This window comes from Clostridium sp. AF23-6LB, assembly GCF_003461085.1.
In the GTDB taxonomy this organism is placed as follows: Bacteria; Bacillota; Clostridia; order Lachnospirales; family Lachnospiraceae; genus Coprococcus; species Coprococcus ammoniilyticus.
Genome location: NZ_QTWK01000001.1, coordinates 548,498 through 569,521 on the forward strand (window position 1 = coordinate 548,498; position 21,024 = coordinate 569,521).

A 21,024-nucleotide genomic window follows, 5' to 3' on the forward strand; every position below is an offset into this window, starting at 1 on the left:
ACCGCCAAACAGTTAAATTAAGCGACTTCGTGTCGCACCCAGAGGTATGCGTCAAAGGTTCCTTCGGTCACATAGCGGTACACATGAACAAGGGGATTCTGGTTACCCTGGCGCTCGATACGGCCCTTGCGCTGGGCAAGGTCTCCCGGTCTCCACGGACAGTCCAGGTCATGAAGTGCCACCAGACGGTCCTGCACATTGGTGCCTGCACCCATCTTGGCGGTGCTGCCCAAAAGGACACGCACCTGACCGGTACGGACTTTAGAGAACAACTCCTTTTTCCGCACTTCGGTGTTGGCTTCATGGATAAAAGCGATCTGGTCGGCAGGCATTCCCTGAGCAATGAGTTTCTGACGAATATCGTCATATACCGTAAAGACAGGTTCCTGCTCTGGCAGAGACACAGCATCTTCCAGTGCATGAAGCAGTGGATTATCCAGCGTTTTTGCCGCCTTGCTTGCAGGAGCTTTTGCCTGCGGTGTAGAAATGTCGCAGAACACCAGCTGGGTCAGCTTGTCAGCTTTGCCGTCCCGCCAGATCTGCATGATGTTGTCCACGCACTGATTGACCTTTGTGCCAGGTTCATCCGGCAGCATCTGGTTGACGATTCTCTGGTCAAGCCCCAGCTTGCGGCCATCCGAGGTAATCTTGAGCATATTGTCCTGAGACGGGTCAACGGTTCCGCTGTGCACCAGCGATGCACGCTCCGAAAGAGCTTTGACCATTTCCTGCTGATGTTCGGTGGGCTGCGCCACAACATTGTGGTATTCCACCTCCGGGGTAGGCAGATTCAGTTGGTCGGCGGTCTTGATGTCCGCCACTTCTTTGAACAGGTTCATCAGCTCTGGGAGGTTGAAAAACTTGCTGAATCTCGTTCTTGCCCGGTAGCCGGTTCCCTCCGGTGCCAGCTCCAATGCTGTGACGGTCTCCCCAAATCGGGAAGCCCAGCAGTCGAAGTGGGTCATGTTCAGTTCTTGCAGGCGTTCATACTGAAGATAACGCTGCATGGTGTAAAGCTCGGTCATGGAGTTGCTGACCGGCGTTCCGGTGGCAAAGATCACGCCACGGTTTCCGGTAATCTCATCCATATAGCGGCACTTGGCAAACATATCGCTGGACTTTTGGGCATCGCTGGTGGAGAGACCAGCCACATTCCGCATTTTTGTGTATAAAAACAGGTTCTTGTAGTTGTGGGCCTCGTCCACAAACAGCCGGTCCACACCCAGCTGCTCAAAAGTTACCACATCATCTTTTCGCCCCTCGGCTTGCAGCTTTTCCAGTCTGGCTTCCAGAGACTTTCTGGTACGCTCCAGCTGCTTGACGGTAAAACGCTCGCCGCCGCTGGCCTGCACCTCTGCGATGCCCTCGGTGATCTCGTCGATCTGCTCATAGAGAAGCCTTTCCTGACGCTCCCGGCTGATGGGGATACGCTCAAACTGACTGTGTCCCATGATGATGGCGTCGTAGTCACCGGTCGCAATACGGGCGCAGAACTTCTTGCGGTTATGGGTCTCAAAGTCCTTTTTGGTTGTGACTAAGATGTTGGCAGAAGGATAGAGGCGCAGAAACTCCGATGCCCACTGCTCAGTCAGGTGGTTGGGAACCACAAAGAGAGATTTCTGGCACAAGCCCAGGCGTTTGGCTTCCATCGCAGCGGCCACCATCTCAAAGGTTTTGCCCGCGCCTACTTCGTGTGCCAGCAGGGTATTTCCGCCATACAGCACATGGGCGATGGCACTTTTCTGGTGTTCCCGCAGGGTAATGGCCGGGTTCATGCCGCCAAAAGTGATATGGCTGCCATCATACTCGCGGGGACGGGTAGAGTTCATTTCTTCGTTATACTGGCGCACCAAAGTCTGGCGGCGCTCCGGGTCTCTCCAGATCCAGTCCCTAAAGGCTTCCCGGATCGCCTGCTGTTTTTGGGCAGCCAGAGTGGTCTCCTTGGCGTTTAGTACGCGGCGCTCTTTTCCGTCTGCGTCCTCTATGGTGTCATAGATACGGACATCCCGCAGGTTTAAGGAATCCTCCAGAATCTTGTAGGCGTTGGCGCGGCTGGTTCCGTAGGTGGTATAAGCTGCCACATCGTTGTAGGATACAGAAGATTTCCCCTTGATCTGCCATTCAGCAGTAAAGGAGGAATAGTTGACCTCGATACTGCGCTGGAGATAAAACGGGGTGTTGAAGGTCTCATACATAAACTGCTGGATGTACTCTTTGTCGATCCAGGTAGCGCCCAGACGCACCTCGATCTCCGACGCATCCAGGTCTTTGGGCTGCGCGGCAGTAAGAGCTTCCACATTGACTGCATAAACCGGGTCCTGCTGTGCCGCCCGCTGCGCCTGACGCAGTTTTCGGCGTACATTGCCGGAGAGGTATTCATCAGCAGTCACATAATGGGGCGTTCCATCCTGCTCCAACTGTCCCGGTACACGGAAGATTACGCCTTGCAGCTCTCCGGCCAGTTCTTCTTTTGTTTTTCCGGTAAGCTGGCTCATATAGTCCATATCCACGCAGGCTTTTTCCGAGATGGACACCGCCAGTGCTTCACTTGCCGTATCCACCACAGCCACCGCCTGATGGGGCTTGATGGTCCGCTTGGTGAACATATCTGCCTTACGTTCCAGTTTCCCGTCCTCGTCGATGACTTCCAGCGCACAGAGCAGGTAATAGGAAGAATCATCTGCATAGGCCAGTCGGTTTGCACGGTCATTGATAAGGCCATATTTTTCAGAAAAGCTGTCATATAGGCTGTTCAGTTCCGCCTGCTTTTGGGTAATGGTGCTGTCCGAAACCGCTGCATCCATCTGAAGGTCGATCAGTTCCTGCACACAATCACGCAGTCCCACAAGACCTTTTACACGGGCTTCGGCGGTGGCGTTGAGGTCAGGGCGCACCATACGGCTGTTTTCCCGGTAGTACACCTGCCCGTCTACAATGGCATAGGAATAGTTCTTCACATTGGGGTCTGCAGGAATGGAGGTGTCAATAGCTTCGCCTTCGCCCAGCTCCGGCAGCTCTGCCTCCTGATAAGTGCCATGAATATACTTCACCGCATCATGCAGCTGGTCGGAAAGCTCCAGTCCCTCGATAGGGTTCACGGTGTAGTCCATACCATGAGCAGTGCTTACCGGCTCCTGTCTGCCCAGCACCATTTCCGGGTGGTCGATAAAATACCGGTTGATGGCAAATCCGTCCTCCGTCTGTCCGGTTTGAGTCCATTCCGGCACGATGTCCAGCGGGCGGTCCCGCTTTTGGAGGAAGATGATGTCCGATACCACCTCAGCACCGGCATTCTTTTTGAACGCGTCATTAGGCAGACGGATAGCTCCCAGCAGCTCGGCACGCTGGGCAAGATAACGGCGCACGGTGGAATCCTTGGCGTCCATGGTATAGCGGGAGGTCACAAAAGCTACCACACCGCCGGGACGCACCTGATCCAGTGCTTTGGCGAAAAAGTAATTATGAATGTTGAAATTCAGCTTGTTGTAGGCTTTGTCATTGACCTGATACTGACCGAAAGGCACATTGCCGATGGCAAGGTCAAAGAAGTCCCGGCGGTCAGTGGTCTCAAAGCCGCCTACTGTGATGTCCGCCTTGGGATAGAGCTGCTTTGCGATGCGCCCGGAAATCGGGTCCAGCTCCACACCGCATAGACGGCTGTTTCTCATTTCCTCCGGCAGCATACCGAAGAAGTTGCCCACACCCATAGATGGCTCCAGAATATTTCCGGTCTCAAATCCCATACGGTCCACCGCTTCATAGATGGCCTGAATGACCGTAGGGCTGGTGTAATGGGCGTTGAGGGTAGAGCTTCTGGCGGCGGCATATTCCTCCGGGGTCAGCAGTTCTTTTAGCTGGGCATACTCTAAAGCCCATGCCGGTTTCTCCGGGTCAAACGCATCAGAGAGACCGCCCCAGCCCACATATCGAGAAAGAACCTCCTGCTGTTCGGGGCTTGCCTGCTGTCCGGCAACTTCCAGTTCTTTCAGTAAACGAATCGCATTGACATTTGCCTGGAACTTGGCTTTCGGACCGCCTTCGCCCAAATGCTCATCGGTAATGCGGAAGTTTTTTGCATTGCGGCGCAGGTTAGCCTTGTATTCCTCATAGGAGGCTTCCTCGGCAGCTTTGGCATTGGAGAAGGTCTCCCACTGGCCATTGACCTGAATGGAAACCGGGTGTTCGTCCAGCACTTCCTCAAAGGTTTTCTCCGGCTCAGTCACAGGGGCTGGTGGCTCTGGCTCCTCGATATGCAGTCGTTCCACCACCACATCATAAGGCAGATTGTTCTTATCGCCCGGATAGACGGCCATGGTCTCGGAATGGAAGGTCGGGGATTCGGTAGCCGATTGGGGCTGTTCCTGTCCAAAGCCGTCCTGCTGACGGGCATACATCCCGCGCAGCAAAGGCGCAACCTCATCCCAGCGGAAATACAGCACAGCCAGACGCTTTTCCTCTGCATCCATGACTTCCAGCTCCATGCCCTGTGCCGTGGTACGGTAATCGGCAATATCGCCGGTCTCCAGATTCAGTGTCTCGATCTCACCGGAATAGGCTCTGCTCAGCCAGTAGGCGATCTCGCTGTTGCTCCTGCCGGATTGCAGCAGCGTGGAAATCTGCTTTTTATCCGCTTCATCCATCAGTCCATGAGCCAATACATCCCGCAAGTCTTGATCTGCCTTGTCCGGGTCAATGGGAAGAAACTCGGTATAGTAAGCATTGCGGCGGTCTGCCCGAAGCAGCTGCTCGAACTGTTCTTTGCGCTCTGCCCGGTAGATGGGATATACCATCCCGGTGGGCAGAAGCTGTACGGTGTCATCCCTCAGCTCGGTGATCTGATAAGCGTCATCCTCGATATACACGGTATCACCCACGGCATAAACCGGGGCGGCAGGGTCATAGGAGGTTCTTTGCGGAGTTGGGCGGCGAACTGCATCATATTCCTCATCGGAAATGGAAACATCGGAAGTCTGTTCTGTCTCGGCAGCTGCGATCTGCTCGGCATCCGACATCACCTGCTGGATAAATGAGTCATTATCCAGTTTTTCCGGGTCTGCCACCTGGCCGTTGACGATCCCTCTTTCCTCCAGGGCTTCCCGGATGGCGATTGGGTCGATGTCGTCAAAACGGTTCTGTTCTTCTTCGGTATAGAACCGGTCCTCCTGAATGAGCTGGGCAATCCGGCGCTGTACCTTCGGCCAGGGCAGCTGCGTTTCCTCCGGGCTGCCGGCACGGACAACAAACAGGCTGTTGCTGTTACTGCCGCCGTATTCCAGAGCCAGCCATGTGGCGGTATCTTTTTCTCTTGCATGGTCTTTCATATAGCGGACAACAGCGTGTTTACTCTCAATATTGCCGTTCCATGCACAAAGGGCGGTATCAATATCCTCCTGAGAAAGAGGGCGCAGAAGCTCATGGAGCTTTGGATAGGTTTCGTCGATCACTTCCCGGTGCAGACGCTGACGGAACTCCGGCACATCGGAATAGAGCCGAATCAGCTCCATATCCTTAGAGCCAAGAACCGCACGGCGCACAGCGGCATTACCCTCGATGACAGCATTTTCACGGTCGGAATGACCGCAGGCATTTCGATATGCCACATCCTCAGATATGGCGGCAGTCACCACAGGCTTATACTGCTCAAACTGCTCCCGAAGGGTAGGCTTTGGCGTTTCTTCCTCTATCTCCGGCTGCTGGGCATGAATGGCATCTTCTTCTGCCAGATCCTTTTCAGCCTGGATCTTGTCATACTGCGCTTGTTCCTGTTCGGTAAGATAGCGGCCTTTCTGGACAAGTGAAGTAATGCGCTTGGCAACCTTTTCCCAGTTCAAGTGAACATCCGGGCAGTCCTGCTTTTTATAGTGCAGTCCTTTCCCATCGTGATCTTCGCCGCTGTGTGTTGCGCCGGACAGGGCATGAGAGCGTCCGCCAATGCCATACTCGTCTTTAAGGAATCTCACTTTTTCCTTATCCGTATGGTTTTCCATGAAGAACGCATAGATACGGCCCTTTCCTCCGGCAAAACTGCTGCCGCCGGTCATGGCGGCGTCGATCTCATCCTCGGTAATGAAATGCTGGACGGTTGGCACTTGGGAAAGGTCCGAAGAAAAAGTTCTGCGTGGCAGGTCAAGATCCTTCAGGTTCTCCCAAATTTCCCTTGGCCTATGGTAATGAAAGCGCAACAGGTCACGGTCCTGCTGATAGGCAGTCCAGAAGGCGGCGTATTCTTCCTTGAGGGTCTGGCGGAAAGCCGGGTCACTCAGCTGCTCGGCAAGCCATGCAGTTTCTTCCGGGAACCCGGTTCTCTGAATACCGGACAGACAGGACAGATACCCGGAATCTCTGGCTTTATCGCTGAAATCGTGGTACAGATGCCAAAGTTTTTCTGCAAGGAGGGAGCGTTCATAGCCTGCCGCTTCTGCAAGCTCCACATTGGAGGCAAACTGGCCACTTTCCAAAAGTTCCCCGATGCGCTCTGCGGCACTCTCCCAGGAAATGACCTGGGCAGACCTGTCATAACGGACAGACTTCCCGTGGGAAAGATGGATGCCATCCTCGGCATACCATACGCTCACGCTGCCAAGGCCGTTGCCGCCGTGGTACAGCGTTTTCAGTATCTCGGCAATCTCAGCGGTGGTTTTCTGCTTTTCAAATGCTGCAACCACACGCTCCCTCTGACGATCTGTATTGCCTCCCAAACGCAGCACATGGTCAATATCATTTTGGGCAAAAGAAAAAGCAGAGGATGTATGCGCTACATTCTCTGCTTCATCTATGGATTGGATCTGCTCCGCTTCGGAGAGGAACAGGTTTAGGGTCAGCTGTTGATAAGCTCCGCCATCAGGATCTCCTCTGCCTGGGCTTTGCAGGTGTTCATCAGGCCCACCCACTTCATGGGATCGCTGGCTTTCAGTTCCTCGGTGGCTCCCGCTTCCTTCGCCAGCTGGAGCATCATCTGTTCCAGTCTGCTCTGGGCGGTCTCGTCGATCTCGATGAGGTGCGGGTACAGCTTCTCGCTCAGCAACATCTGGTTGTAGAGGATGGGACGGTGTTCCTTCAGGTAGGTTTTCCTCATCCTGCCGTACTTGCCCAGGGGTTTCTCCGGCTGCTGGCTCAGCTTCAGGTCGGGAATCTGATAGTCTCCGTTCTGGATGTAGGTCATGGGATTGTTCATCTTGCTTGCTCCTTTCTTGGTTGGCTTCGCGCTCTGCATTTCGGACGGTAACGCCGATCTGCCGCAGCACCTGCTGGTTGATCTGGCTGACCGCTGTTCCCAGCGCCCCGATGGTGGACGGGGTGTTGAAATCAAAGATCGCCATGAAATCTTCGTGGTCGAAGTAGCGTTCCGGCTCCAGTCCACAGCGGGACATCAAAGCGTAAGTGATGCTGACGGTGGCGGCTGCCTTGAACTGTACTCCGATGTTATACTCATCATATTCCTCCAAAAAGGAACCGTCAACGATATAGAAGAAGTCCTGCTGATGCTCCGTCCAGTATTCCTCGGCCAGTTTTCCGGCTACCTCCGTGAGCTGTCCGGCAAGATCCTCACCGGAAACATCATAGGTGCGCTCCAGCATGGCCTGCACGGAATCCAGATAGCGCTCCTCCAACTGCCACAGCCAGGGAGTGCGGGAATGTTCACGGGTTCCGGTGTCGGAAATGTCAAAGACATAACGCAGGCGAGGTCTGTCCCCGGAATCATCCACCAGAGCGATTCCCTTGGAGCCGCGCCTTACATAACGGCCCATCTTTTCATTCCACAAATCGTACTCCGCACAGGCGGTGGCGTCCGGTCGCTGGGCATAGATCATCAGCTGCTCATGGAACGGGTACTTGTAAAGGCGGGAAGCAGTAGTGAGAAACCCTGCCCATTCCTGCCAGCTCCCCGTGAGCTGCGTTGCCACCTTGTCCGCCATCTGTGCATATAGTTCAGCTTTGGTTGGCATGGTATTCTGTCCTCCTTTCGGTTTTGGGTAAAAGAAAAGCAGGAAACCTGAACGATTTCCTGCTTGCTACTTTGTGGCTTCTCATGCAATATTCTTCTTTTTCTTTGCCACAATAAATCCAATTATCATAAGCACATTCAAAACAAATACTACAACACTGCCTTCAATTTTATAAATTCCACCAGATAGCAGTTGATCGCCACCGAATGTCATATTAAACAAATGCGGATAGTCCTCTGCAAGTGATACTCCTCCCAAAATAATTGCTCCTACACTATTCCAGAGAAAATGAATGATTATAGGTGCAATCAAAGAATTTGTATATTCCAAAACTGCTGTCATAAACAAACTCATTGTCAAAACATTCAAAACAGGGAGAATTCCTGCTTCAAAAGCACCTCCATGTGCCAAAGTAAATAGCATGGTAGACACAACAGTTGCCGCAACTACATTGTAGTTTCTCTTTATCATCTGATATAGATAACCACGAACTAACATTTCCTGCATAATTGTGTTGATAAAGGCTGATAGTATCCAGAGCCAGAGCATAGAAATATGATTAGTATCTTCTATCCGTGCAGACCCGGCAAAAAGCAAAATACCGACAGATATACCTAACCAGCTTAGTCCCACTACCCCTCCTAATAAACTGTTATAGACGGGGCGTTGTGCGAGATGTAACTTGGTTTTTTTACGATCTACAAACCCAAAAATAACGGTCATAACAACAATCGCCAAAAACGGTATTAGTTCTGCAAAAAATCTCCACAGCGCTGCATTGTCAATCTCAGGAATTGGTATAACTGATGCGCAAATTGCCCATCCAACAAAGAAAATGATAGATTTTAATGATACTTCTATTAGCTTTTTCATATTTCTAAAACTCCCTAGTGCTTTCTAATTTACATAAAGTACATTATACATCATCTTGTCAAGGAGTTACATCCTTTTTTTGTAAAACTCTACTTGAAAAAATAGTAGAATAAATAGCTTTCTGTCCCCACAAAGAACAGCTTTAGGTTTACTGGTCAAAATCGGGGTACAGCTCCAACTCGGCAAAGTCCTCATCGGTCATCGCACAGAGCTTCGTAAGGGCGCTGTCGGTTAGCTCTCTCAGTTCTGTTTCCTCCGGCGAAAGCTCGCCGCGCATTTCATGCAGGCTGTCAATCAGCCCGGTGCGGCTGCCGGTATTGTAAATGCACATCAGATTCATTTCCTCAAAAGTAAAGTTTGCCATATCAAATCTCCCTTTCCGCACTCTTTTTTGGTGCTGTCTTTTTGTGTTCTGCTTTGGGCTGGCTTTTCAGCTGGTCCACAACGGATTTTTTCTTTTCCCGTTCCTCCCGATGAGCGGCGGCTGCCAAGTCCATCAGGGAAATGGGCCGACCGCTTCGGGCCTGCTGTTCCAGCTCTGCCACCGTAGGCTCTTTTTCGCCATTGTTGATGATGCCGTCGATCATGCCGTAATCGTCCTCCACGGACATCTCCGCATTTTTCAGCGGATTTTCCGGCAGGAATCCGGGGATCTGGGTAAATCCAAGGCTGGCACAGTAATGACAGGATACCTTACCGTCCTGTCTGATCGCAACGATGTCGCTGACGCTCATGGAGGGACTGTGAAAGTCCACGGGTTTTTCCAGATTGAATTGCTGATAGAGTTTTTCCAGCTGCTCCGGCACAGTGCCAGACTCACTCAGCGGAGCGGTGTAAATGAGGTCATAATTGCTGCGGTCTACGGAAATATCATGGGACTTTAGCCAGTCCAAATTCATAAAGCGCACATTCTGCGGATCGTCACTACTTACCTGATAGATGGCAAAGCAATCTCTGTTCTGAGAGAGAAATGCCTGTTCGCGTTCCTGCTGATGTTCCTGACGCTCCATGACCTTTTCGTGGAACTGAGGGCTTTTCTCCCATTCCTCATGGTCCACACCGAAAAGACCGCCATGATTCATGATTTCCTGCGGATCAAACACCATGCTCTCCGTATTGTCCTCATGCAGCACATAGACGGTCAAACCGGCGGCATCCAGTTCCAGCGCCCGTTCTCTGGTAACAGGGAGCATCCCATCATAGAAGTAGCCGTATTCCTGCATATCCGGTGTGGATACCTGCTCATCCGGCATGGGGTATTCATCCAGTGCCTGCTCCTGCGCTTCCGGCAGCTGGGAAGAAGCAGTCATCTGACTGGTCTCTGCCTGCATTTGCTGATAGGCCGCTTCCTGCAAGGTCTCAATCATGAACATAGGAGCGTGTCTGAGCGAAGTGCTGTCCAGATTGTTGTCATCACAAATCTGGAGAACTGCCTTCATGCAGGAAAGCTCCGGCATATCCAGCTGACCACCATCCAGCTCTTTCATGGACGCAGCATCGTAAAGAGTGTAGTCCCATCCGCTGTCACAAGGTTGGATATGAAGATAGGTAGTATCGTTGATCAGAAACAAAGCCTCCTGCTGGTTGGCATCCGCCCCCAGTACCTCCATTTCCGGCATGGCCGCAGCCAGTTCCGTTACCGCTTTCTGTACCAGCGGATTATCACGGTAATAGTCGATTGCCTGAATGGTGTCCAGGTCAATGGTCTGCCCAGTCAAAATCGGAAAAGGTCCTTCATAGTCGCTTCCATCTTTCAGCTCAAAGCCAATGCCCTTGATCCCGTTCATTCGCTCTGCCGGAATCTCCTGATAAATGCGGACAGCTTCTTCCAAAGACAGATTATCGTGGTATTCTCCGAGGTTTGGAAACTCCATGCACTCTGCTACATAGTAGGTCAGATTGCCGGTCGGCTGTCTATCGGCTACCTTAGCAGCATCTTCTGGCTGCTCTATCGGGGCGGTTTCCGGCTCTGCCTTTGCATGGGGGTCAATTCCACGCTCTTTGCAGATTTCCTTATAGTGGCGCTCAATGTCAGAGATCAAAGTACCGGAGGTCTTGTTGATGGTTTCCAAACTGGCTCTCAGCTCTTTCAGCTCTTTGCCCTGACTCCAGCTTGCAATATAGCCGAAGCTGTTTTCTCCGGTCTCGATGCCAAAATATTTGCAGACTGCGTAGGAGATGCTTTCAGCCTCCACTTCCTCCGTGTGGCGATTTTTGATTGCCTGTTTTTCTGTGGTTGGATCTTCCTCAACTGCAAGACGCCATTCAAACTGATTTTCGTCCACATAGCGCCAATCCATATCAGAAGCAAACTGTTCAGCTTCTCTTTCTGTGGCAAAATCCAGCTTGAAATCATGCTTGGTTCCACCTTCACTCTCCAGCACAACCTTCCATGACGGTAGCATTTCATATTTTTTAGGGTCATGGAGCTTGCTGTGGGCAATCTCGTGTACTGTGGCTGAAACCGTCTGAACCTCACTCATGCCCTGACGAATGGCAATTTTCTGATGATCAGCAGAAAAATAGCCGTCCGTATCAGCGGCCATTGCTTCAAAAGTAATCGGCACCGGTGCGCTGCGGCGCAGGGCCTCCATGAATGCCTCATAATTTGGCACATTGCCGGAAAGGGAGGAAGCAAGCTCCGGCAAAGGTTTCCCGTCGGTCTGGCTCACATCAAAGACCTTGACCGGACGAAACATGGGGATTTCGATTTCTTTTTCCTCTGTGACGATCTTTCCGTCTTTATCCAGAATCGGAGCCTTGGTATCCGGGTCCAGCTTCTGCTCCTCGATTTTCTTCTTATACGGTGTGGGGGCGATGATGGTAATGCCATGCTCGCCCTTTTTTACATGACGCTCAAACTGGTCTTTCCACTTATTGTATCCGGCTACCAATGTAGCGTCCGGCTTCTGCATATAGATGAGCATGGTGTTGTTTACCGAATAGCGGTGGAAGCGGGACATGACGGACAGATAGCGCATATACTTTTCACTCTCAAACAGTTCTTTGATGCCCTGCTCGATGCCATCTGTGATTTCCCTTAGCCGCTCTCGGTTGGTGGGTTTGTTCTCAGCCATGATTTTCAATCTCCTTTCCAAGTGTGTGATTTCTGCTGTGTGTTCTGCAATCCATGCCTTTTGTTCTTCTTCACTTTCATAAAGAAAAAGGTCCAACAGGTACTCTACATAGGTTTTTTTCTGGATTGCTTCCACAAAACGGGGGTGCGGTTCTTCCTCCGGTGTCCGGGGAGAATTGTCGGCCTCCCATTTTTTCAGCAGATAGTAGTAATCGGACAGTACGCGATAACACCGCTGCCGGTCCTCCCGAAATTTCTGTGCCTCGTTTTTCTGCCGGACATACCTCCTGCGGGGAGGGGCCTGACTGTCATAGATCAGGCCAAAGTCCTGTGCCAGTTTCTCCGCCGCTTCTTTTGAGGAGAGGTCAAAGAGCTTTGCGGTAAAGTCGATCACATCCCCATCTTCACCGCAGCCAAAGCAGTGGAACCGCTGGTCTACCTTCATGCTTGGGTTCTTATCATCGTGAAAGGGACAGCAGGCCATGCCATTTCGTTTGACCTCGATCCCATAAAACGCTGCCGCATCTCTGGTGCTGACCGACTGCTTGACTGCTTCAAATACATTCTCTGTCATGTGCCTTTAACTGCCGGACTTTCGCATAGGAGGCTGGTATCCGGCAGCTTTCGCACGCTCACTGGCGGCTTTGCGGCGTTCTGCGCTATATGGCTCCCGGACTGATACACACCGCTTGGGGACGATAAAGTTATGGGCGTCCTTTCGGGTGATCTGGTCGGGGTGCTTTTTTGCCAGCAGTTCCAGCTTCTCCATCAGACGGGGATCGTGGGTATAGACCTCAGCCATTGGTTCTGCCTGGTTATAGAGGAGAATGGTTTCCCGTTCCACTAAAGAGAGCTTCATCGGCTGCCTCCTTTCCGCTGGTCAAATTCCAGCTTGAAGTTGGCATACTGTCCATCGTCCTCCAAAACCACAGTGGCATCGTAGGTCTTGCCGGTTTTCTCCGAATATAGCCCCGTCACACGGACACAGCCATCGTTCAGCAGCGCAGACACCACAGCTTTGGTCGGCTGTTTTTTCTTGGCAGCCCACCATTTGTTGTTTTTCCAGATTGCAAATTTGCAAGAATCATTCTGACAGAAGAAGCCTTTTTGCAGTTCTGCAACTTCACCGCCGCAGCGAGGGCATTTGCCCACCACCTCACGGGGCGGAGTGAACAGGTACTCGGTTCCCTTGATGACCTGATAAGTTCCCACCAAGTCTTTCAGCATGGTGCTGATCCCGTCCAGAAACCCCTCTGGGGCAAGCTGCCCGCGCTCGATCTCGCCCAGGCGATACTCCCACTCGGCAGTCAGAAGCGGCGATTGCAGTTGTTCCGGCAGGACCGTGATAAGGGATACTGCATCGTGGGAAGGAAGAAGCTGTACCGTTTTCCTGCTCTTTTTTCGTTCCAGAAAACCGGCAGATACCAGCTTTTCCAAAATACCGGCACGGGTGGCCGGTGTCCCCAGACCTTTTCGCTCGGCGTCCTCCGGCATATTCTCTTTTCCGGCAGTCTCCATTGCGGACAACAAGGTATCCTCCGTAAAGTGCTGAGGCGGACTGCTTTTGCCTTCTTTGACGATTGCCGCAGCAACCGAAAGGGTCTGTCCTTCGGTCAGCTCCGGCAGGGCTTTCTCTGTGCCCTCTTTTTTCGGCTCTGCATCCTTCATTTTGGCACGGTAAGCGTCCTCCAGTGCTTTCCATCCGGGATGCTTCACCGTTTTTCCTTTTGTGGTAAACTCCCCACCGGCACACGCTGCAATCACAACAGTTTCCGAATAGATATGGGGCTGGGCTACGGCGCACATCAGACGCAGGGCCACCAGCTCCAGCACCGCTTTTTCTCCCGCAGGAAGGGCAGAAAGGTCTGCATCCTTGAGATTTCTGGTAGGGATTACTGCGTGATGGTCGGTTACTTTCTTATCGTTGATGACCGTATGCGGATCACAGGTAATGGCGATCCCTTTGCGAAACGGCATAGCGTTGGCAACCAGATTGACCAGCACCGGCAGGCTGTCTGCCATATCACCAGTCAGATAGCGGCTGTCAGTACGGGGATAGGTGCAGAGCTTCTTTTCATACAGGCTTTGTAGGTAGTCCAGGGTCTGCTGGGCTGTAAATCCAAGCAGGCGGTTGGCATCTCTTTGCAGGGTAGTCAGGTCATAGAGGGCAGGCGGCTTTTCGGACTTTTCCTTACACTCCACCTTTTTGATTGTGACATTTGCACCCTGACAGGCTTCTTTCAGCTGCTTAGCAGCGGCCTTATTCGCCATGCGCTCCCCGGATACGGTAAGACCGGGCAGCTCCAGCGCCACGGTATAAAAGGGAATCGGCTGAAAGGTGTCGATCTCAGCTTCTCGCTGGACAATGAGCGCCAGTGTTGGGGACATCACGCGCCCGATGTTGAGGGTACGGTGATACAGCACGGAAAAAAGCCTTGTCGCATTGATCCCCACCAGCCAGTCGGCCTTGGCACGGCAGAGGGCAGCATCTCGAAGTCCGTCATAGTCCGCACCGGGGCGCAGGTTTGCAAAGCCTTCCCTTATGGCGGAGTCTTCCATCGAAGAAATCCAGAGCCTTTTCATCAGCTTCTTGCAACCTGCCAGCTCATAGACGCTGCGGAAGATCAACTCGCCCTCGCGTCCGGCATCGCAGGCATTTACCACCTCCGAAACATCCGGGGCATTCATCAGCTTTTTGAGAATATCAAACTGCTTTTTCTTATCCTTTCCCACCACCATCTGCCAATACTCCGGCAGGATAGGCAGATCATCATATCGCCACTTGGCATACTTTGGGTCATAGCTGTCTGCATCCGCAAGACCGGCCAGGTGGCCCACGCACCAGCTGACACGCCAACCGTTGCCCTCCAGATACCCGTCCTTACGGACGGTTGCGCCGATCACCGCCGCCAAACTCTGGGCAACTGATGGTTTTTCGGCAATTACCAATTTATGTTGAGCCATGATGGTTCCTCCTCTCTTTGAGCCATCGGGACATTTCCCGGTGACAGATACCTACGCAGGGTCTTCCATAATTCCCGCAACCATAGCAGGGGTGGCTGTGGGGCAAAGAAGGAGGACGGGAAGTTTCCTTCCCGCCCTCCGGCCTGCGTGTCATCATGCGTTCATAGGGACTGTCTGTGAAACGGGTCATTTCACACTGTCCTCATCATCTTCTTCTGTGCTGCCCCCGTCAGCGTCCGGCTCGTCCGACTCCTCATCCTCGGTTTCCCATTCCTCGGAATCCTCCTCGCCATAATCATAATCGTCCAGACTGTCATTGCCCTTGGTCTTAGGCTTGTTCTTAACGAGCTTCAAGTAGGCAAATACGCCACCGCCTCCCAGCAGAGCCAGCAAAAGGACTATCGCAGCCGGGTTCAATCCGGCAGGCTTCTCCTTTTCCGGCTCCGATGTTTCTGCCGGAGGTTCCGGTGCTTTGCCCGTACATTTACTCTTATCAGTTGCGCAGACCGGGCAGGCCGTATTGACTGCCCCTGCTTCACATTTTGTTGAACAGCTACACACAGCAGCCGGCTCCTCTTTGACATTTTCATCTTCCATCAGTGCCATCAAATCCGCTTCATCCACCTGGTTCAGAAAGTGAACAGCAGTCTTTTTATCCTCATTAGCCCTGTCGATCAAAATGTAAAAATAGTTGCCCGCCTTGGTGGTAATGGTAATGAGCTGCTTATTGCCACCAAAATCATCCACCAGAGCGGCATTGCCATCTGGTGTAAGTGCCGGTGCCGGTTCTGCTTCTTCCACAATCACATTGCTGTCATTGGTAGAATCCTCTGCCGGTGCCGCCGGAGCCTGTTCTGACCCCTGTGCGAAAGCAGGGATCGTAAATCCAAATGCCACAACCATTGTCAGGCAAAGGGCGGAAAGTGTTTTGCAAATTCTTTTATTCTTCATAAGCGGTAACCTCCTGATTATTTGATTCCGACAGTGCTGTATCTCTGCCGTGGTTCATTCCACCGGAAAGCATAGCGTTCAGCTGTGCTGGAGTCATGCGTAACGCACGAACCATCTGAACGATTTCCAGATTCTCTGCCTCCGTTTTCTGTGCTTCCAGGGTCTTGAGCTTTTCCTGATATTCCGCAATCTTCTCACGGGTTTTCTCAATTTCCTGGTCGATACGTTCAATTTTGTTTTTTGCCATAACCGTTCACTCCTTTCCACAAAGTCTGTTACCAGTTCATCAGGCCGTAGCCCTTAATACTTTGATAATTCAGGTCATAACTTTTGATCTTGCAGGCATCGCCGGAATTTCCCTCCACCGTATAAACACGGCTGCCATCCGTACCGATCACGATACCCACATGGTCTGCTGTCCCATCCAAATCCCAATCAAAGAAAATTGCATCTCCGGGAGCCAGATTGTTATAGCCTCTTGCACCCCATTGTCCATGAGACTGGAACCACGGAACGCCCTGCCACTCACAGCCTGCAAAGCGCGGTTCACTTTTTCCAGCCTGGTTATAACACCAGGATACAAAGCAGGCGCACCACTCCACGCGGCTGTCAAAGCCATACCAGCTCCAATAAGGATAGCCGCCCACATTGCCCACCTGACGCTTGGCCAGTTCCACCAGCTGAGGATTGCCGGGGCGGGTACCGTTAATGAACTGCACACCGGACAGATCTTCCGAGCCGCTGGTATCAGGGGAACCGCCGCCAAACAACAACGGCTTATTGCCCATGGTCTGCCGGTAAACCTGATACATTTCCATCTGCTCCGGGGGCAGTAACTCCGACGCCACAGCGGAAATGGGCTTGCTGGTGAGTTTCACATTCAAAATGTAATACTCATAGGGAACTTCTTCCGAGGTGGTCTCGCCGGTCTCTGGGTCGGTGGAGGTCTCCGTGCGGTAGCGGATCTCCACTTCCTCAGTAAGCGTCAGCTGATACTGTGCTGCAAACACACGCGCCAGCTCTGCCTGAGCGCTCTGCCGGGTGTAACCTTGCAAGACAGCAGACAGAAATGCTGCCAGCTCATGAGGGTCATGGCCGATCATACCAAGGTCATAGCGATACTCGTCATACCCTGGGTGGCTGCTTTCAATGTTGTCGATTTCCTCCTGCAACTGGACTTCTCTGGCTGCATAATCTGCCTCCACTGCCAGCATTTCCGGGTCATCCGACGGATAAGTGGTGCCGGAGAGAACGGAACCGATGCTCTGCGCTATCATGGAGCAGGAGGACATGGTATTCATCAGCATACAGGTAATGAGGAACAACCCCCCTGCCATCAGGAAACCCTTCTTGTGGCGCATGACGAACGCCCCTGCCTGCTGTGCCTTTTCTTTTACCGTCCTTGCGGCTTTTCCGGTTTTGGATGCAGCCTGGGCGGTATTTCCGGCAGTCTGACCGGCGTGTTTGGCGGCGGCATACTGCCTTTTGATGGCCTGCTTTTGCTGCCAGCGAGAAAGCGGATTGCTGGCAAACTGGGGATTTTCCTGCAAAGATTTCTGGTACAGAACATTTACATTTGCCTTTTCCAGTTGGCGCTCTGCCTGTGCTGCTTTGCGGTACGGCTTCAGCTTGTGGCTGCGATAGCCCTCCCGCACCAGATAAGCGCCGGTCTCCACCGCTTCCTCGGACTTATGGGCGCTTTCCACGCCCACGTTGTCCTGCTCTGTTTCCCGGATCTCTTTGTGGAGCTTGCCCACGACCAGATGGACGGGAGCTTCCCTGACTCCTTGAGAAACTTTGGAAGGTGGCTTTTTCTTGTCCTCAAAGGTCAGCTTCGAGGTCTTTTTTCCGGTATCCGGGTCAATGACCGTCTGCCTGACCTTTTTCTTTGGGATATTGGCCTGCGCCTTATCTGCTCTGGTCGCAGCTTTCTCCGCTTTACGGATCGGCTTTTCCAGTGCAGGGTCAGACCGTTCCTCATCAGTAAAGCGCAGACGCGGTTCCTTATTCAAACCATTCTCCCAGCATGAGGGAGGACATCATGTAGTGCAGCTCTGCATAAATGGCCATTCCCACCGGATCGTTGAACATACAGCCGGACAGGTAGGCATAAAACTGTGCCACCACATCGGACAGGATCTTCGCTTCAGTCCCTTCCAGAACCAGACCACCCATACCTTCCTTGGCACGGATGGCGCTCCAAACCTCTGCCAGGCGGAGCAGCCCCACCTGACCGGTCTCATTCAGTTCGGCTGCCTGATCTGCCGCCGTGCGGCACTCACTTACCGCATCGGCCATGACTGTAAGCAGCTGGCTGCGCTGGGCATTTACCGCCCTGTCAAAAAACATCAGCGAATTTTTATTCAAAATGTTGGGATTCATCATCATTCATCCTCCTTCTTTTTCAGTTCCTGGGGTTTGGTAGTCATAATGCGGTAAAGTTCGGTGTTCTTCGGGAAGTGATCTACAAACGGCAGGATCGTGGAGCCATAGAACAGCAGGCCCTCGCCCTCACCGGAGTGGGTCACATAGCTAAGCTGGTGCGTGGAAATCCCCAGTTGCTTCGCCAAAATCTGGCGGTCTCCGCCTGCCTGGTTAAGCATATACACGAAGTCCGAGTTTTCAAAGATGTTCTCTACCTCGCGGCTGCTCAAAAGGTCTTTGACATTCTGGGTGATACCTGTCGGAATACCGCCCCATTTTCTGAATCGCTTCCAGATTTCCACCGTATAGGCGGCGGTCTGCTCCTCCTTCAAAAGCAGGTGCATCTCGTCGATGTAGTAGCGGGTAGACTTGTGAGCGGCACGGTTGATGGTAACGCGGTTCCACACCTGATCCTGTACCACCAGCATACCGATTTTCTTAAGCTGCTTGCCCAGTTCCTTGATGTCGTAGCAGACAATCCGGTTATCAATGTCCACATTGCTCTGATGATTGAACACATTCAAAGAACCCGTTACATAGATTTCCAATGCCGTTGCAATGTACTGAGCTTCTTTTTCTTCCTGCTCCCGCAACAGGTTATAAAGGTCCTCCAAAATCGGCATATTCTCCGGCTTTGGGTCATTGAGATATTCGTTGTAAACCAGCCGTACACAACGGTCAATAATGGTTTTCTGCACCGGCTGCAAGCCCTCCTTACCGCCCACGATCAGCTCACACAAGCTGAGGATAAAGTCAGACTTGAGTGACAGCGGGCTTTCATCATCCGAATAGTCCAGATTCAGATCCATCGGATTGATATAGTTGGTTGAAGTAGGTGAGATCTTGATGACCTGCCCATGCAGACGCTCAACAAGAGGTGCGTACTCCGCTTCCGGGTCACAGATAATAACATCATCACTGGTAAGCAAAAAGCAGTTGGCAATTTCTCGTTTTGCGCTGAAGGACTTACCGGAACCCGGCGTACCCAGAATCAGGCCGTTGGGGTTTTTCAGCAGCTTTCTGTCCACCATGATGAGGTTGTTGGACAGAGCATTGATGCCGTAGTACAGAGCTTCTTTCCCGTTCTGGAACAGTTCCTGCGTAGTAAAGGGCACAAAGATAGCTGTGGAACTGGTGGTCAGTCCTCGCTGAATCTCAATCTGATTGAGACCCAGAGGCAGACAGCTCATCAGCCCTTCTTCCTGCTGGAAGTCCAGCCTGGTCAGCTGACAGTTATACTTCTGGGCAATAGAGCCTGCCTGAAAGATGTTGTTGCCAAGCTGACGGGGATTGTCCGCTGTGTTCAGCACCAGAAAGGTCAAAAGGAACATTCTCTCGTTGCGGCTCTGCAAATCCTGCAAGAGTTTTTTCGCTTCACTGCCGTAGGTAGCAAGGTCAGATGGAATGATGTCCATGTCGTATCCGGCACGGACTGCTTTTTTCTGTTCCTCGATCTTGCTGCGGTCCAGGTCGGTAATCTTCCGCTTTACCGTTTTGATGGCTTTCACCTGATCCACCGACTGAATGTGCATACTCACAATGAGCGAGCTTTCCATATCCAGAAAATCAGCCAGCAAACGGTCATTCAGCTCCGGTGCGAGAATCTGCAAAAAAGAAACAGCCCCGTATTTCTTGCCCATACGGAACTGCTTGCCGGTGCGGAACTCAAAGGAGCTTGGTGCAATAAAATCCTTTGTGGACAGACCGGAAGGAGCCAGCCAGTCCCATTCAAACTGAAACGGGAGTTGTTCATCCATGTGGAATACCGCATGAAGCTGAAAAAGCCTTTCTTTACCGTCCAGCGTTCTGGCAGCTACACCAAGACGCTTGAAGTTATTAAGTATATCGGTCTCAATACGCTCCAGACGGGGCTTGGCGGCTTTGATGCTGTCCGCGTCGATACCAAAGGTCAGGTATTTGGTCTTGATGAGACCGTTGTTACCTCTGGCCAGCTGATTTTGCAGCATTGTGGTGTATTCCTCGCGGATACTGTCAAAGGCGTCCCTCTGGGGCGGGATGGAAATGGAGTTAGCAAAGGTCTCCTCCGATGCCGCAAGGTTCAAAAAAGACAGCTGGAAATGAATCGAGCTGTCAAAATAATTGAGAAAATCACACCACCCCTCAAAGATTGCCGTCTTATCTTCGTTTTGGGAGAGCTGATAGTTGATGTCCTGAAACTGGATGGTCTTTGTGTAGTGGCTGTCCGATACGCGGCAGATTCCGTCCGGCCACATCCGTTCATAAGAGATACTGTCCTGCGCAGATTTTCCTTTTTTGTCCGTGCGGTTAGCGCGGGCAATGGCCGCTTCGATCTGCTTCTTATCGGCGCGGGACAGCTTTTTCTTTGTCTTTACCGGCTGCACAGTTTTTTCCTCGGTTTTTCCGAACATCCGATGCAGCCATTTTTTTATTGCGGTGAACAATGTCATACACCTCCTTATCGAGCATTTCCTGCCGCTTTAATACGGCATAAAAGTTGTTGGTCTGGTAAGGTCGCTGCTTTGGACGGATCACAGCTACTTTGAGAATGTTGCCCACGATCTTTTCCAGGGGCTGTCCATGCTTTTCGTACATAGCCAGCATAAAGAAGGGCAGCATAACCAGCATCATACACATAGCCGCTACACTGTTTCCGGTAGGTTTTCTGAGCAAAAAGAAAAGCGGTACGCCAATAAGCGCTCCGCCCGTGAAGCAGATAAGCTGCCGCTTGGTCAGATTGAACATGACCTTTGTTTTGACTTTTGTTAAGTCCTTGGGTACGGGTACATAAGCCAATGTGGAAACCTCCTT

At 52.1% G+C, this 21,024-nt stretch carries 15 protein-coding genes; 1 reads left to right on the forward strand and 14 read right to left on the reverse strand.

The annotated features are described in order from the left end of the window. Window positions 1-17: 17 nt before the first annotated feature. Complete coding sequence (locus DWY07_RS02405; RefSeq protein ID WP_347465183.1) at window positions 18-5,321, reverse strand: SNF2-related protein; 5,304 nt, start codon at window positions 5,319-5,321, stop codon at window positions 18-20. Window positions 5,322-6,817: 1,496 nt separating this feature from the next. Further along, window positions 6,818-7,174, reverse strand: a complete 357-nt coding sequence (locus tag DWY07_RS13340) for a TnpV protein (protein WP_118615424.1) — start codon at window positions 7,172-7,174, stop codon at window positions 6,818-6,820. Between DWY07_RS13340 and DWY07_RS13345 the strand changes: the two genes are divergently transcribed. After that, the gene (locus DWY07_RS13345) at window positions 7,161-7,928 is read left to right on the forward strand and encodes a hypothetical protein (RefSeq protein WP_242997292.1); all 768 of its coding nucleotides are present in this window, start codon (window positions 7,161-7,163) and stop codon (window positions 7,926-7,928) included. The genes DWY07_RS13340 and DWY07_RS13345 overlap by 14 nt on opposite strands. 99 nt (window positions 7,929-8,027) lie before the next feature. On the opposite strand, the gene DWY07_RS02410 is transcribed toward DWY07_RS13345, so the two are convergent. The 12 genes from DWY07_RS02410 to DWY07_RS02465 form a co-directional block, all read right to left on the reverse strand. After that, complete coding sequence (locus DWY07_RS02410) at window positions 8,028-8,819, reverse strand: type II CAAX endopeptidase family protein (RefSeq protein ID WP_117822121.1); 792 nt, start codon at window positions 8,817-8,819, stop codon at window positions 8,028-8,030. Window positions 8,820-8,967: 148 nt separating this feature from the next. After that, window positions 8,968-9,183: a transposon-transfer assisting family protein gene (locus DWY07_RS02415; protein ID WP_117822122.1), complete on the reverse strand. Its 216-nt coding sequence runs from the start codon at window positions 9,181-9,183 to the stop codon at window positions 8,968-8,970. 1 nt (window position 9,184) lies between these two features. Further along, window positions 9,185-12,469, reverse strand: a complete 3,285-nt coding sequence (locus DWY07_RS02420; RefSeq protein ID WP_117822123.1) for a YodL domain-containing protein — start codon at window positions 12,467-12,469, stop codon at window positions 9,185-9,187. 6 nt (window positions 12,470-12,475) lie between these two features. Next, the gene (locus DWY07_RS02425; RefSeq protein WP_117822124.1) at window positions 12,476-12,754 is read right to left on the reverse strand and encodes an immunoglobulin; all 279 of its coding nucleotides are present in this window, start codon (window positions 12,752-12,754) and stop codon (window positions 12,476-12,478) included. Continuing rightward, complete coding sequence (locus DWY07_RS02430) at window positions 12,751-14,859, reverse strand: type IA DNA topoisomerase (protein ID WP_117822125.1); 2,109 nt, start codon at window positions 14,857-14,859, stop codon at window positions 12,751-12,753. The genes DWY07_RS02425 and DWY07_RS02430 overlap by 4 nt, the downstream gene beginning before the upstream one ends. Continuing rightward, on the reverse strand, window positions 14,846-15,049 hold the full coding sequence (locus DWY07_RS02435; RefSeq protein WP_009003368.1) for a hypothetical protein: 204 nt from the start codon (window positions 15,047-15,049) through the stop codon (window positions 14,846-14,848). The genes DWY07_RS02430 and DWY07_RS02435 overlap by 14 nt, the downstream gene beginning before the upstream one ends. Then, window positions 15,046-15,810 (reverse strand): DUF4366 domain-containing protein, encoded by a 765-nt coding sequence (locus DWY07_RS02440; RefSeq protein WP_117822126.1) that lies wholly within the window; start codon window positions 15,808-15,810, stop codon window positions 15,046-15,048. The genes DWY07_RS02435 and DWY07_RS02440 overlap by 4 nt, the downstream gene beginning before the upstream one ends. Continuing rightward, window positions 15,800-16,057: a DUF4315 family protein gene (locus DWY07_RS02445; RefSeq protein WP_009003366.1), complete on the reverse strand. Its 258-nt coding sequence runs from the start codon at window positions 16,055-16,057 to the stop codon at window positions 15,800-15,802. Before DWY07_RS02445 ends, DWY07_RS02440 begins: the two co-directional genes overlap by 11 nt. Window positions 16,058-16,085: 28 nt before the next feature. Beyond that, window positions 16,086-17,822 carry a CHAP domain-containing protein gene (locus DWY07_RS02450; protein WP_117822127.1) on the reverse strand — a complete coding sequence of 579 codons (1,737 nt, stop codon included), beginning with the start codon at window positions 17,820-17,822 and terminating at the stop codon, window positions 16,086-16,088. Further along, entirely contained in the window at window positions 17,815-18,198 is a 384-nt protein-coding gene (locus DWY07_RS02455; RefSeq protein ID WP_117822128.1) for a DUF3851 domain-containing protein, read from the reverse strand. Before DWY07_RS02455 ends, DWY07_RS02450 begins: the two co-directional genes overlap by 8 nt. Continuing rightward, window positions 18,195-20,597: a VirB4-like conjugal transfer ATPase, CD1110 family gene (locus tag DWY07_RS02460; protein ID WP_117822129.1), complete on the reverse strand. Its 2,403-nt coding sequence runs from the start codon at window positions 20,595-20,597 to the stop codon at window positions 18,195-18,197. The genes DWY07_RS02455 and DWY07_RS02460 overlap by 4 nt, the downstream gene beginning before the upstream one ends. Then, window positions 20,554-21,009, reverse strand: coding sequence for a PrgI family protein (locus tag DWY07_RS02465; RefSeq protein ID WP_002576235.1), 456 nt, complete (start codon window positions 21,007-21,009; stop codon window positions 20,554-20,556). The genes DWY07_RS02460 and DWY07_RS02465 overlap by 44 nt, the downstream gene beginning before the upstream one ends. Between the last annotated feature and the right edge of the window lie 15 nt (window positions 21,010-21,024).

Excerpts from the sequence above, each read along its gene's own strand:
- DWY07_RS02430 (WP_117822125.1), bottom strand. The coding sequence starts at position 14,859 with ATGGCTCAACATAAATTGGTAATTGCCGAAAAACCATCAGTTGCCCAG.
- DWY07_RS02455 (WP_117822128.1), bottom strand. The coding sequence starts at position 18,198 with ATGATGATGAATCCCAACATTTTGAATAAAAATTCGCTGATGTTTTTT.
- DWY07_RS02425 (WP_117822124.1), bottom strand. The coding sequence starts at position 12,754 with ATGAAGCTCTCTTTAGTGGAACGGGAAACCATTCTCCTCTATAACCAG.
- DWY07_RS13340 (WP_118615424.1), bottom strand. The coding sequence starts at position 7,174 with ATGAACAATCCCATGACCTACATCCAGAACGGAGACTATCAGATTCCC.
- DWY07_RS02415 (WP_117822122.1), bottom strand. The coding sequence starts at position 9,183 with ATGGCAAACTTTACTTTTGAGGAAATGAATCTGATGTGCATTTACAAT.
- DWY07_RS02405 (WP_347465183.1), bottom strand. The coding sequence starts at position 5,321 with ATGAAAGACCATGCAAGAGAAAAAGATACCGCCACATGGCTGGCTCTG.
- DWY07_RS02440 (WP_117822126.1), bottom strand. The coding sequence starts at position 15,810 with ATGAAGAATAAAAGAATTTGCAAAACACTTTCCGCCCTTTGCCTGACA.
- DWY07_RS13345 (WP_242997292.1), top strand. The coding sequence starts at position 7,161 with ATGGGATTGTTCATCTTGCTTGCTCCTTTCTTGGTTGGCTTCGCGCTC.
- DWY07_RS02435 (WP_009003368.1), bottom strand. The coding sequence starts at position 15,049 with ATGACCCGTTTCACAGACAGTCCCTATGAACGCATGATGACACGCAGG.
- DWY07_RS02445 (WP_009003366.1), bottom strand. The coding sequence starts at position 16,057 with ATGGCAAAAAACAAAATTGAACGTATCGACCAGGAAATTGAGAAAACC.
- DWY07_RS02410 (WP_117822121.1), bottom strand. The coding sequence starts at position 8,819 with ATGAAAAAGCTAATAGAAGTATCATTAAAATCTATCATTTTCTTTGTT.
- DWY07_RS02420 (WP_117822123.1), bottom strand. The coding sequence starts at position 12,469 with ATGACAGAGAATGTATTTGAAGCAGTCAAGCAGTCGGTCAGCACCAGA.